14 protein-coding genes are annotated in these 13,149 nt (G+C 64.4%); 2 read left to right on the top strand and 12 right to left on the bottom strand.

Annotation, left to right across the window (positions count from 1 at the left end):
* The first annotated feature begins 2 nt into the window (after positions 1-2).
* Both VOI35_RS02220 and VOI35_RS02215 read left to right on the top strand, forming a co-directional pair.
* Positions 3-353 (top strand): EscU/YscU/HrcU family type III secretion system export apparatus switch protein, encoded by a 351-nt coding sequence (locus VOI35_RS02220; RefSeq protein WP_407276275.1) that lies wholly within the window; start codon positions 3-5, stop codon positions 351-353.
* A complete protein-coding gene (locus VOI35_RS02215; protein ID WP_407276274.1) occupies positions 334-657 on the top strand; it encodes a YkgJ family cysteine cluster protein in 324 nt (107 codons plus the stop codon). Before VOI35_RS02220 ends, VOI35_RS02215 begins: the two co-directional genes overlap by 20 nt.
* On the opposite strand, the gene VOI35_RS02210 is transcribed toward VOI35_RS02215, so the two are convergent.
* From VOI35_RS02210 to prfB, 12 genes are all read right to left on the bottom strand, one after another.
* The gene (locus VOI35_RS02210) at positions 615-2,051 is read right to left on the bottom strand and encodes a sensor histidine kinase (protein WP_407276273.1); all 1,437 of its coding nucleotides are present in this window, start codon (positions 2,049-2,051) and stop codon (positions 615-617) included. The genes VOI35_RS02215 and VOI35_RS02210 overlap by 43 nt on opposite strands.
* Positions 2,048-2,704, bottom strand: coding sequence for a response regulator (locus VOI35_RS02205; RefSeq protein WP_407276272.1), 657 nt, complete (start codon positions 2,702-2,704; stop codon positions 2,048-2,050). Before VOI35_RS02205 ends, VOI35_RS02210 begins: the two co-directional genes overlap by 4 nt.
* A gap of 12 nt (positions 2,705-2,716) precedes the next feature.
* Positions 2,717-3,517, bottom strand: coding sequence for a hypothetical protein (locus tag VOI35_RS02200; RefSeq protein ID WP_407276271.1), 801 nt, complete (start codon positions 3,515-3,517; stop codon positions 2,717-2,719).
* A gap of 71 nt (positions 3,518-3,588) precedes the next feature.
* The gene (locus VOI35_RS02195; RefSeq protein WP_407276270.1) at positions 3,589-3,927 is read right to left on the bottom strand and encodes a PepSY domain-containing protein; all 339 of its coding nucleotides are present in this window, start codon (positions 3,925-3,927) and stop codon (positions 3,589-3,591) included.
* Between the two features lie 193 nt (positions 3,928-4,120).
* Positions 4,121-5,050, bottom strand: coding sequence for a fructosamine kinase family protein (locus tag VOI35_RS02190; protein ID WP_407276269.1), 930 nt, complete (start codon positions 5,048-5,050; stop codon positions 4,121-4,123).
* Positions 5,047-6,522, bottom strand: a complete 1,476-nt coding sequence (gene xseA, locus VOI35_RS02185) for an exodeoxyribonuclease VII large subunit (protein ID WP_407276268.1) — start codon at positions 6,520-6,522, stop codon at positions 5,047-5,049. Before xseA ends, VOI35_RS02190 begins: the two co-directional genes overlap by 4 nt.
* 1 nt (position 6,523) lies before the next feature.
* Complete coding sequence (locus VOI35_RS02180) at positions 6,524-7,822, bottom strand: arsenic transporter (RefSeq protein WP_407276267.1); 1,299 nt, start codon at positions 7,820-7,822, stop codon at positions 6,524-6,526.
* Positions 7,819-8,739 (bottom strand): ROK family protein, encoded by a 921-nt coding sequence (locus VOI35_RS02175; protein WP_407276266.1) that lies wholly within the window; start codon positions 8,737-8,739, stop codon positions 7,819-7,821. The genes VOI35_RS02180 and VOI35_RS02175 overlap by 4 nt, the downstream gene beginning before the upstream one ends.
* Positions 8,736-9,236 (bottom strand): thiol peroxidase, encoded by a 501-nt coding sequence (tpx, locus tag VOI35_RS02170; protein ID WP_407276265.1) that lies wholly within the window; start codon positions 9,234-9,236, stop codon positions 8,736-8,738. Before tpx ends, VOI35_RS02175 begins: the two co-directional genes overlap by 4 nt.
* A 94-nt stretch (positions 9,237-9,330) precedes the next feature.
* On the bottom strand, positions 9,331-10,443 hold the full coding sequence (apbC, locus tag VOI35_RS02165) for an iron-sulfur cluster carrier protein ApbC (RefSeq protein WP_407276264.1): 1,113 nt from the start codon (positions 10,441-10,443) through the stop codon (positions 9,331-9,333).
* Positions 10,444-10,472: 29 nt separating this feature from the next.
* Complete coding sequence (gene lysS, locus VOI35_RS02160; RefSeq protein ID WP_407276263.1) at positions 10,473-11,975, bottom strand: lysine--tRNA ligase; 1,503 nt, start codon at positions 11,973-11,975, stop codon at positions 10,473-10,475.
* Between the two features lie 30 nt (positions 11,976-12,005).
* Positions 12,006-13,104 (bottom strand): peptide chain release factor 2 gene (gene prfB, locus VOI35_RS02155; protein WP_407276777.1). Its coding sequence is split into 2 segments (ribosomal slippage): positions 12,006-13,028 and positions 13,030-13,104, totalling 1,098 coding nucleotides; the frame shifts between segments, so codons are not numbered across the junction.
* Between the last annotated feature and the right edge of the window lie 45 nt (positions 13,105-13,149).

Raw genomic sequence — 13,149 nt, 5'->3', positions numbered from 1 at the left:
CCATGGCAGGCAAAAAACCCGATAACCCCCCGACCCGTGCCATCGCGCTGAAATACGACGGGGAACAGGTGCCGACCGTCGTCGCCACCGGCCAGTTTGCCGTTGCCGAACAGATCATTGCCCGAGGACAGGCTGCCGCCGTGCCGCTGGTCGAAGACCCGGCTCTGGCGCAGGCGCTGGCGCAGCTCGATCTCGGCGAGAGCATTCCTCCGGCGCTGTTCCGTGCCGTGGCGGAAGTGTTGAGTTACGCGCTGTATGTCAGCGGTAAACATGAAGAAGTCTTGCGTCGTGCGCGGGCGCAGCACCCCCATCGCCCGCCCAAGGAAACCGAGGATGAACCCAAGCCCACTTGATTGCCGACCCGGCTGTGGCGCCTGCTGCATCGCGCCGTCGATTACCCAACCCATCCCCGGCATGCCGCAGGGCAAGCCAGCGGGCGTACGCTGTGTGCAACTCACCGTGGATAATCGCTGTGCCCTGTTCGGTCGCCCCGAGCGCCCGGCGTTCTGCGTCGGGCTCAAGCCGGAGGCGGCGATGTGCGGCAGCACCCCGGCACAGGCGATGCAGTGGTTGACCGAGCTGGAAATCGCCACCCGCCCGGCTGTCCTTCACGATCAGCGGTTCGGCGCATCCTCCGGCGCGGGCACGGCGGGCTGACGGTACTCGAAGTGCGCGCCGCCTTCCGGGCGATTGTGCAGGCGGATCTCGCCGCCCAAGCTCTGGGCAATGGTCTGACTGATCGCCAACCCAAGGCCGGTGCCCGGTTCCGTGACATTGCTGCCCCGGGCGAAGGGTTGCCAGACCGACCCCAGTTCCGCTTCGGGAATGCCGATGCCGGTATCGTCGATCGACACCACCGCCATACGCGCCCCAGCAACACCCCCCCCAGGAACAGAACCTGCGGAGACGGGCTCCGTGATCACCCGCACATCCACCGTGCCGCCTGTGGGCGTGTACTGCAGCGCATTGGCGAGGCCGTTGCGAATCAATTGCCGAAGCCGCTCGTCCCGGTCGCGCACCCACACCGGCGTGCGCTCGACGATCCCGAGATCGATCCGCCGCGATTCAGCCAGCGGATGCAGTTCGACCAGCACCTGCTCGACCAGACGGTGTAAGGCAACCGGCGTCCCCGCCCCGCCCTCATCCGCCTGAAGCCGTGCCAAATCGAGCAGTTGCGCCACCAGTTGCCGCAGGCGCAGCAGCCCCTGTTCCAGCCCGCGCAATCGCTCTTGCTGCGCGGGGTTCGCCTCGCCATAGGCCAGGTTTTCCGCCTGAATGATCAGCGCGGCCAGCGGCGTGCGCAGCTCATGCGCGGCATCGGCGATAAAGCGCTGCTGTTGCGTCAGGCTGGCCTGCATCCGCCCGAGCAGGGTGTCGATGGCTTCGATGAACGGCAGGATTTCCTGCGGTGCCGCCGCGACGAGTTCCGGCTTGGGCGGTGCCGAGGGCAGCTTCGCCCCCTGCGGCAATAAAGCGGCCGACAGCCGCCGCAAGGGGCGAAAACTTTGTCGGACCACCGCCGGAATCACCCCCACCAGCAGCAGGGTCAACACGGACATCGCCACCAGCACCCCAAGGGTGTTGTGCCAGGCAAGATCACTGCGCAAATCCACCGGCTGCGCCACGGCCACGCGCTGCCCGCTGGCCGGCTGGGTGAACAGCAGAACCCGCCATTGGCTGCTGCCGGGGCGATCGGCGAGGGACAGGGTGTGCAAGCCATCCGGCATCGACGGCGGAATTCCACGCAGGCAGGCCGTTTGCTGCGGCGTCTGGCACAGCGGTTCGACGGTGATCAGGTCATCATCGACCTCAGCCGCCTGCGCCTGCGCCGCCACCGACATCGCGGGGCGGGGGAGGAGATGGCCGTTTTGCATCAGGCTGGCGATTTCCTGCAGGTTGTCATCCTGCAGCGCCTGCGCCTCAAGGAACGCCCAGCGCCCGGCGACCCCGCCCACCAGCAACACGGCCAGCGCCGAGACCGCCACGATCGAACGCGAAACCCGGCGAACCAGGGAACCCGGCGGGCGGACGGCGGCTCGGTTTGGCGTCACGGCGCCACCATCCAGCCGAGTCCGCGCACATTTTTGATGGCTTCCTTGCCCAGTTTGCGGCGCAGGCCGTGGATCAGCACCTCGACCGAATTGCTCGAAACCTCCTCATCCCAGCCGTAGATATGCGTTTCCAGCGCCTCGCGCGACAACACATGACCCGCCCGCTGCATCAGGGCGTGGATCAGGGCGAATTCGCGGGCGGTGAGCGGATGGACTTGCCCGGCGCGGCTGAGGGTGCGCGCGGCGGGGTCGAGGATGAGATCTGCCGTTTCAATGAGCGGCTGGGCATGGCCATGATGGCGGCGCACCACGGCGCGGATGCGGGCAAACAGTTCATCGAGCATGAACGGCTTGATGAGGTAGTCATCAGCCCCGGCATCGAGCCCGGCGATCCGGTCGGCCACGCCATCGCGCGCGGTCAAGATGATGACGGGGGTCGGGGTTTTCTGCCGACGGATCGTTTGCAGCACGCTCAGGCCATCCTGCCGCGGCAGTCCGAGATCGAGCAGTAACAGATCATAGGGTTCGGTCGTGGCCGCGAGCACCGCCGTCGCGCCGTCCTGCACCCAATCGACGGCATAGGCCGCATCCCGCAGCGCCTGCTGCACCGCCGCGCCCAGCGGTCGATCGTCTTCCACCAGCAAGATGCGCATGGGGTTTCGCCCTCAGTCGCCCGCGCGCGGCGCATCCCGCCGGCTGATCGTGAGATAGGCCACGAGCAGGATGATCGCGGCCAGAAAACCGAGACTGGTCACGGTCGTCCCCAGACCCAGCCCGCCATCAGCGACCGGCTGCGAGAGCAGATCGCCCATCGAGGCGCCGAAAGGCCGGGTCAGGATGTAGGCCAGCCAGAACGACAGCACGGCATTCCAATGAAAGCGGAAGTAGCCGACGGTAATCACCGCAATCGCCCCGCCGAAGGCCACGGCAGACCAGGCAAAGCCCAGACCCACCGATTCGGCGAACCAGTCACCCGCCGCCGTACCGAGTGCGAAGGTCAGCAGGATCGTCGCCCAGTAAAACGCTTCCCGGCGCGGCGTGGCGATGCTGTGAATCGACAGGGTGCGCTCAACGGCATACCAAAGTGCGAACGCCGCGATCAGCGCAAGCGAAAAGCCCAGGGTGGATAGCCAGAGCGGCACGCCGAGATGATCGGTCAGGTTATCGGTCAGCAGGGTGCCAACCACACTCACCAGCACCACGGTCAACCAGTAGCGCCAAGGCACATACCGCTTGGCCGAAAACTGCGCCCAAAGCATGCCGACCAAAGCCAGCGACATGACGCCGGTCGTCACCAGCAGGCCGAAATTCAGGTTCTGCATCAGATAATCCGCGCCGGTTTCCCCCACGGTGGTCGCCATCATTTTGATCAGCCAGAACACCAGCGTGATCACCACCGGCACTTTGATCGCCCAAGTTCCGACAGCGGCCGCGTTCGGCTCTGCCTTCAACGATACGGTATTCATCTCTCGCTCCTTTTGCTGGAATCCGGCGGGGCAAGCTTATCGGCGCCCCGCGTCTGCGGTTTTTTTGCAGATCAATCCCGCTCGTCATCCGCGTGATCGGCCTGATCGAGCGCCTGATGCACGACCGCGCCGGTGGTGGCGTTGATCGCCAGATCATGCACCTGCTGCTTCGCATCGACAATCTCGACCGACCAGTGCGCCGCGCCTTCTTCCTGTTCCCATTGGGCTTTCGACGGCACGCCGGGCACGGTCTGCCGGGCGATCGACACCGCCTGTTCCAGTGAAACCGGCGCCGATGCGGCCGACAAGGCATCGTTGTCTGCGGCGGATTTGGCCTGCGTCAACCCCATCCCGGCCAGCGTTGCGAACCCGGCGACACCGGCGGCCATCATCACGGTACGAATAGACATGGTTTTTCTCCTGCTCAAGTGACGGTTACGCGCCCGGCCAACCGCCGAACGCTGTGGGGCAGAGTAAACAGCCAGACTTAGCGGAAAATTAAGGCAGCGCTGATTGAATCGGCGCTGCCCCTTGGGGCAGGGATGCCCCAGCGGGAATCCAACGCAATTCGTTGATTAGTTTTAAAATATCACCTTGCCCGCATCAAGCCGTCTGCAATACCCGCTCGGCGGCCTGTACCGCGATCGACCGGTAGCCCGCGCCAAACAGCAGCACATGGTTGAGCAGGTGGTAGAGCTGATACAGCGCCAGGCGCCAGGCAAAATCCACCGGCTCGGGATGCACGGCGCGATACGCAGACCAGAACGCAGCGGGCGGCTCGCCGAACAGGGTCAGCAGGGCAAGCTCCGCCACCGGATCGCTCACACTCACCGCCGGATCGAACAGCACGGGCTCGCCATCGGCGCGCTGCGCCCAGTTTCCGGACCATAAATCCCCATGAATCAGCGCCGCCGTTGCGGGGCGGGTGCAGCCGACGAGCGCGGCACGCACCGCCTCGATGCGGGATAGCAGCGCCGAATCCCCCCCGCGCCGCGCCAGCGCTTCGGCCAGCGTGCCGAGCCGGATTTCTGCAAAAAACGCCCACCACTGGGCGGGATCATCAGAGGCTGTCCAGGCGTTTTCCTGCCGGGTCGCGCCGAGAAAATTCGCCGAACCCCAGCCAAACTGCGGCCTTGGAATGGCATGCAATGCGGCGAGCTGCGTGCCGAAATCCCGCGCTGCGGCGGCCGAGGGGCGGGTCAGATCGAGCCATTCGAGCGCGAGCCAGTACCCGGAGGCGCTCAGCCCCTGCCCGGTCTTTCCTTGGTCGATCTCTCGCTGCCCAATTTCTCTCTGGCCGATGACCTCGGGCACAGTCACAGTCTGCGTCGCGCGCAAGGCCGCCAGCCCTTCGGCTTCCGCCTGCAACATCGGCTTTTGTGCAGCATGCCCCCGCTTGATGAACAGCCGCGTCCCGTCTGCGGCCTCGGCCTGGTAAGTCGCCGTAAAGCCACTGAGCCCCAGTGCCCGAACCCGCCAATGGCCGCCGAGCGTTTCATCCAAGGCTTGGGTCAATTCCGCCCGATCATTCATGACGGCGGCAAGGCATCGATCGTGACCGAACCATCGGCAAAGCGCAGGGAAAGCGTCACGGGCGCGGCGGTATCCAACGCCTCGGCAAGCTCTGCCGCGTTGGGGATATGTCCGTCGGGGCGTTGCACCACGCTGTAGCCCCGTTCGAGTACCCGGGTCGGGGACAGCGCATCGAGCATGGCCGCCCGCGCAGCCACCCGTTGCCGCCGCTCGGCCACCAATTGCAGAAGCTGCCGCAGCAGACGCGACGGGGATTCCTCGAGCCGCCTGGCCGTTGCCTGCCACGGGCTGAGCCAATGCCGAGGATCGAGCCGCATCGTCAGCCGGGTTTCTTGCTGCCGGCATGCGGCAAGCTGCCGACTCATCGCCCGATCCAGTTGGGCGCGCAAGGCATCCTGCCGCTGCCGCTGCGCCGCCAGGCGCTGACGCGGGTGCGCCTGTAACAACCGGCGTTCCCACTGTGCCAGCCGTTGACGGTAGGGCGCGAGTCGCTTGCCCAAGGCAATCGGCAACCGAGCCTGCGCGCTGGCGAGCCGGCGAGCCGCTGCCGGCGCCAGCCCATGCCGCAGCCCGCGTTGCAGGCGCAGCGTGAGTTCGTCCACCCGCTGACTCAGTCCCGCAAAACGCGCGTCGAATCGCTGATGGAGGCGGGCAAGCACCGCATCGGTTCGAGCCCGCAATTCGAGCGCGGTGATCGGCGTCGCCAGCTCGGCCGCAGCCGTGGGGGTGGCGGCGCGCACATCGGCGACGAAATCACTGAGGGTGAAATCGATTTCATGCCCCACCCCACTGATGACCGGCACAGGGCAGGCGGCAATCGCCCGCACCAGCGCCTCATCATTGAATGCCCACAGATCGCTCATCGAGCCACCGCCGCGCACCAGCAGCAGCACATCGACCTGACCCGCCGTCACGCTGGCCACTGCCGCCGTCAGCTCCGCCGCCGCAGATTCGCCCTGCACCGCGACCGGCCACAGGCTGATGCGCAGCCACGGCAGTCGCCGCAGCAAGGTGACTTCGACATCATGCAGCGCCGCCCCCGCCGCCGAGGTGATCACCCCGATATGCTTAGGCCAGGCGGGCAACGGGCGTTTTCGCGCGGCATCGAACAGCCCTTCTGCGGCGAGTTTTTTCTTGAGCGCCTCGAATAATGCCGCCAGACGGCCATCACCGGCGGGTTCCAGATGGGTCGCAATCAGCTGGAAATCACCGCGCGGGGCATACAGCGACACCGTGCCGTGCACGATCACGGCATCGCCGCTCTCAAACTGCGTGCGCAGGCGCTGCGCGTGGGGGCGAAACAAGGCGCAGCGCACCTCGGCGCGGTCGTCCTTGAGCTGGAAATACACATGTCCGGATGCCGCGCGCGTCCAGCCGCGAATCTCGCCGGTCACCTGCACCCGGCCAATGCCGGTTTCGAGCACTTGCCGTGCCAGCTCGTTGAGCGAACTCACCGACAACACCGAACCCATCTCAGCCCCCCAGCGTCAGCCGCGCGGCCAGCGCCAGCAGCGTCAACAACAGCACCGGCGTGGTCAGCACCAAACCCACGCGCAGGTAATAACCCCAACCGATCACCACATGCTTTCTCGCCAGCACATGCAGCCAGAGCAAGGTTGCAAGACTACCGATCGGCGTGAATTTCGGGCCCAGGTCACAGCCGATGATGTTGGCGTACACCATGGCCGATTGAACGGCACCCGTTGCCCCGCTGCCATCGATGGCGAGCGAGCCGATCAATACCGCAGGCAGGTTGTTCAGACCCGCCGAGAGTACCGCCATGGTCACGCCCGTCCCCAAGGCGGCACCCCAAACCCCGTAATCGGCCAGATGGCGGAACCCATCCGCGAGGTGCTCCGTCAGCCCCGCATGGCTCAAGCCATAGACCACGAGATACATGCCGAGCGAGAACACCACCACCGACCAGGGTGCCTGTTTGAGTACGGCCTGCGTGTCGATGATTTTTCCCCGCCGCGCGAGCCCGAGCAGCACCAAGGCACCGGCGCCAGCCACCGCACTGACCGGCACACCCCAGGCATCAAGTACGAAAAAGCCGAACAACAGCCAGCCGAGCACCGCCCAGCCCGCGCGGAACACCCGCCGATCGCGGATCATCCGCTGCGGCGGTTCAAGCGCCATCACCGGATACTGCCTGGGAATCTCCGCGCGATAGTATCCCCACAACACGCCGAGCGAGGCCAGCACCGCCACCAGCGTTACCGGCAACATCACCGAGGTGTAGGCCGCAAAACTCAAGTGGAAGTAATCCGCCACGATGATGTTCACGAGATTCGAAACCGGCAGCGGCAGGCTCGCCGTATCTGCGATGAATCCCGCCGCCATCACGAAGGCCAGGGTGGCCGCCGGCGTGAAGCGCAGTGCCAGCAGAATCCCAAGCACGATCGGCGTCAGAATCAGCGCGGCACCGTCATTGGCGAACAGCGCCGAGACCGCCGCCCCCAGGAGCACCAGAAAGCTGAACAACCGCGGCCCCCGCCCGCCCGCCGCCCGCGCCACCTGCACGGCGATATAGGTGAAAAACCCGGCTTCGTCGAGTAACAGACTGATGACGATCAGCGCGATGAAGGTGAAGGTGGCATTCCAGACGATCCCCCAGACCACCGGAATGTCCTGCCATTGCATCACCCCGAACCCCAGCGCCGCCGCCGCGCCCAAGGTAGCGCTCCAGCCAATCCCGAGTCGCCAGCGGCCGATCTTCGGCTGCCAGAGCACCAGCGCGAGCGTCAGCAGAAAAATCAGCGCTGCCGTCATTGGCCAAATTCCGGAAGAAAGGCCGCCCCGCGCACCCCGGAGGAATCGCCAAAACGCGGGGGCACCAGGCGGGTTTGAATCGGGTCGGAAAACACCCAGTCCTGCCAGCGTGCGGGCACCGCCGCATAAAGCGCCGCCACATTCGACAGGCCACCACCGAGGACGATCACTTCGGGGTCGAACAGGTTGATGACGGTGGCCAACCCGCGTGCCAGACGGTCGATATAACGATCGAGCGCCGCCTGTGCCTGCGCATCCCCCGCCGTGGCCGCCTCGATGATCGCCACGGCGGGCATCGGCGCTCCGCCGCCGCGCCGAAAATCGGCGGCAAAACCAGGGCCGGACAGCCAGGTCTCCAGGCACCCCGTTTTGCCGCACCAACAGGGCGGTACGGCAAGCTCCGCCGGGCTCGGCCAGGGCAAGGGGTTATGTCCCCATTCCCCGGCAATGCCATGCGCTCCGGCCAGCACCTGCCCATCCACCACCAGCGCACCGCCGACCCCGGTGCCGAGAATCACGCCGAACACCGTCCGCGCCCCCGCTGCCGCCCCGCCGTGGGCTTCCGACAAGGCCAGACAATTCGCGTCATTGGCCATGACAAGGCCGCGCCCCAGTCGCGCTTCGAGATCGCGTTGCAGCGGGCGCTGATTGAGCACCACCGAATTGGCGTTTTTCATCAACCCGGTTTGCGGGGAGCGGGTGCCCGGCGTGCCGATGCCGATCGAATCGACCGGGCCGACGGCCTGCTCCGCTGTGGCGACCAACCCGGCGATGGCCTCGATCGTGCCGGCATAATCCCCCTGCGGGGTCGAGCAGCGCTCACGAAAAAGAAAGCCGCCCTCGGCATCGAGAACGGCGACTTCGATTTTGGTGCCGCCGAGGTCGATGCCCAGACGGCGTGCGGGGATCCGGCTCACGCCAACGCAGCCAAGGCCGCCGCATAGTTGGGTTCGTCGGCGATCTCGGCCACGAGTTCCACATGCACCACCCGGTGCGCGGCATCCAGCACCACCACGGCGCGCGCCGCCAGCCCGCGCAGGGCGGAATCGGCGATTGCCACGCCGTAGTCCGTCAGAAACTCCGGATGACGGAAGGTCGAGAGATTCATCACCCGATCCAATCCTTCCGCGCCACAAAACCGGCTTTGCGCAAACGGCAGATCAGCCGAGATGCACAGCACCGTCAAATGGGGATTGGCAACGGCCGCCTGATTGAACGACCGCACCGACTGCGCGCAAGTCGGGGTATCCAGGCTCGGAAAAATGTTCAGGATCAGCGGCTTGCCCGAAAAATCCGCCAGAGACACTTCGCTCAAATCCGCATTGGTGAGCGTAAACGCCGGCGCCGCCTGCCCAACCACCGGCAAGCGGCCAGCCACCTGAACGGGATTCCCCAGAAAAGTTACCGTACTCATCACTGTTTCTCCTTATCCACACGCCTTGCGGCAAATACGCCCAAAACGGGCGCGCATCATCAGCATCGACTCAAGGCCGGCGACCGTCCGGCGCTTACTCTTCCACCGTGATCGGCGGCAGATCCGATCCCTGCGCGGCCCGCACCTGCCGCCCCAACGCCGCCGCCGTCTGCCGGGCCAGCCGCCGATAGGCCAGGGCAATGGCCGAATCCGGTGCCCGCACCACGGTTGGCTGCCCGTCATCGACATCGACACGGATACGCAGATCGAGCGGCAACTGACCCAGCAACCCGACCCCCAGTTCAGCGGCGAGCTTTTCGCCCCCGCCCTGACCAAAAATCGGCTCGGCGTGGCCGCAGTTCGAACAAATATGCACGGACATGTTTTCGATCACACCCAGCACCGGAATATTGACCTTGTCGAACATCGTGATGGCCTTGCGGGCATCCAGCAGGGCGATGTCCTGCGGCGTCGTGACGATGACCGCCCCGGCCACCGGCACTTTTTGCGCGAGTGTGAGCTGAATATCGCCGGTGCCCGGCGGCATATCGACGATCAGATAATCCAGATCGGCCCAGCGGGTATCGTTGAGCAACTGCATCAGCGCGGAAGTCACCATCGGCCCGCGCCAGATCATGGCCTGCGCCTCATCGACCAGATAGCCGATCGACATCGTCTGCAGGCCATGCGCCAACACGGGCGCCATGGAACGATCCGCATTGACCGCCGGGGTCTGTTTGCTGCCGAGCATCAGCGGTTGGCTTGGGCCGTAAATATCGGCATCGAGCAGGCCAACCACGGCGCCTTCGGCGGCCAGCGCCAACGCGAGATTCACGCTGGTGGTGGATTTGCCCACCCCACCCTTGCCGGAGGCCACGGCGATGAGGTTGCGCACACCCGGCAGTGGCCGCCCCTGCTGCTGGCTGCCCAGCGGACTGACGAAGGCCAGCGTCACCTCGACCTGTTCAACCGCAGGCACCGTGCGCGCCAAGGCGGTGAAGGCCGCGACACGCTCCGCCTCCAGCCCGGCGGCGGGGTAGTCGAAAACCAGCGCAATCTGCGCGGTTTTGCCCACTACTTCCGCGCGCTCGATGACCCCCGCCTCGCCCAAAGTCTGCTGATTGAGCGGATCGACCCAGCCCTCAAGCCGGGCGCGCAGCGCGGCGGATTTCTCGGGATCGATCTTCTGGCCAAACAATCCAAACATGGACGGCTCCTGACACCCGCAAGGGGGGATTATTCCGGGCGCATGTGCGGGAACAGCAGCACATCGCGGATGGACGGCGAATCGGTGAGAAACATCACCAGCCGGTCGATCCCGATGCCTTCCCCCGCAGTCGGCGGCAAGCCGTGTTCGAGCGCGCGGATGTAGTCGGCATCGAAATGCATTGCCTCGTCATCGCCCGCGTCTTTTTCCGCCACCTGCGCCATGAAGCGCTCGGCCTGGTCTTCGGCATCGTTGAGCTCGGAGAAGCCGTTGGCAATCTCACGCCCGCCGATGAAAAACTCGAACCGGTCGGTCACGAACGGGTTGGCATCGTTGCGCCGCGCCAGTGGCGAGATTTCCGCCGGATATTCGGTGATGAAGGTTGGCTGAATGAGCTGGTGCTCGGCCGTTTCCTCGAAAATTTCGATCTGGATTTTGCCCAGCCCCCAGGAATCCTTGACCGCAATCCCCAGTCCCTCAGCCACGGCGCGGGCGGAGGGCAGATTTTCCAACTGCGCGCGCGTGATAGTCGGGTTGTGCGCGAGGATGGCGTCCACCACCGTCAGGCGTGCAAACGGCTGACCGAGATCAAATTCGGTGCCTTGATAGGTCACGGTCGTGGAACCGCAGACGGTCAAGGCCAACTGACGCAGCAAATCTTCGGTCAGATTCATCAGATCGACATAATCGGCATAGGCCTGATAAAACTCGATCATGGTGAATTCGGGATTGTGCCGGGTCGATAGCCCTTCATTGCGGAAGTTGCGGTTGATCTCGTACACCCGCTCGAAGCCGCCGACCACCAGCCGCTTGAGATACAGCTCCGGCGCGATACGCAGGAACAAATCCATATCGAGCGCATTGTGGTATGTAGTGAACGGCCGCGCCGATGCCCCGCCGGGGATGACATGCATCATCGGCGTCTCGACCTCCAGAAACTGGCGCTCATTCAAATAGTTGCGAATGAACTGGATGATCTGCGTGCGTTTGCGGAAGGTCTCTCGTACCGGCTCGTTCATGATGAGATCGACATAGCGCTGACGGTAGCGCTGCTCGGTATCGGCCATGCCGTGGAATTTATCCGGCAGCGGGCGCAGGGATTTGGTCAACAGCCGGAGCCGCTCGACATGCACCGACAGCTCGCCTTTGTTCGTGCGGAACAAAGCGCCCTCGGCGCCGATGATGTCGCCGATGTCCCAGGTCTTGAATGCCTGATAGGCCGCCTCGCCCAGATCGTCGCGGGTGACATACAACTGGATGCGGCCACTGTGATCGAGAATCGACAGAAAACTGGCCTTGCCCATGATCCGCTTGGCCATGATCCGGCCAGCCACCACCACGCGACGCGGGTTGTCAGCAAACCAGGCGGCATCCTTGTCGCCGTACTCGGCCTGCAATTCCCCTGCGGCCGCATCCCGCCGAAAATCGTTCGGAAAAGCGATCCCCTCGGCACGAAGCTTTTTCAGCTTGTCCCGACGCTCGGCAATCAGATGGTTTTCGTCAACAACGGGCGCGTGTTCGGTTTCAGACATCGTCAGTTCTCGTAACTTATTGACTTAAAATTAAAGGCCACTTTTGAGGCTGGCTTCGATAAAGGCATCCAGATCGCCATCGAGCACCGCCTGGGTATTGCCGGTTTCATGGCCGGTACGCAAATCCTTGATGCGCGATTGATCGAGCACATAGGAGCGAATCTGATTGCCCCAGGACACATCCGATTTGGTCTCTTCCAAGGCTTTGCTGACCGCCTGGCGCTTCTGAATCTCCAGCTCATACAGCTTGGCTTTGAGCATTTTCATCGCCCGGTCGCGGTTTTGAATCTGCGAGCGCTCGGCCTGACAGGCCACCACCACCCCTGTAGGAATGTGGGTGAACCGCACCGCCGACTCGGTTCGGTTGACATGCTGACCGCCCGCGCCCGATGCACGGAACACATCGACCCGCAAATCGGCCGGGTTGATTTCAATTTCGATATTGTCATCCACCTCCGGCGAGACGAACACGGAGGCAAACGAGGTATGGCGGCGGTTATCCGAATCAAACGGCGATTTACGCACCAATCGATGCACCCCAATCTCGGTGCGCAGCCAACCGAAGGCATATTCGCCTTCAAACCGCACGGTAGCGGATTTGATACCCGCCACTTCACCTTCGGAGAGTTCCATCACTTCGGTTTTGAAGCCGCGCCGGTCGCCCCAGCGCAGATACATCCGCAGCAGGATGCTCGCCCAATCCTGCGATTCGGTGCCGCCCGCCCCCGATTGAATATCGAGATAGGCATTCGCCTCATCCATTTCGCCGGAGAACATCCGCCGGAATTCCAGATCGGCAATCTGCCGCTCAAACTCGGCGACATCGCGGTCGATGGCCGCGACCGATGCCTCGTCGTTTTCCTCCGCAGCCATGGCCAGCAGATCGGCGTTATCCGCCAAGCCCTGCGCCATGTTGGCGAGCGTGTGCACGACCCGTTCCAGTGCCGCGCGTTCCTTGCCCAGCGCTTGCGCCCGCGCCGGGTCGTTCCAGACATCCGGCGCCTCCAGCTCGCGATCGACTTCTTCTAGCCGCTCTTTTTTGACATCGAAGTCAAAGATACCCCCGAAGCGCGGCGGCGCGCGCTGACAGGTCTTTGATACGGAACAGGATCGGGTTGATTTCCAGCATGACGAACGAACGGAATTGCATGAATGAAAGGCCGTGAAGTGTAGC

It is taken from the genome of Halothiobacillus sp. DCM-1 (genome assembly GCF_045689735.1).
Lineage (GTDB): Bacteria > Pseudomonadota > Gammaproteobacteria > Halothiobacillales > Halothiobacillaceae > Halothiobacillus.
This window is presented reverse-complemented; position numbering and strand designations above follow the sequence as displayed.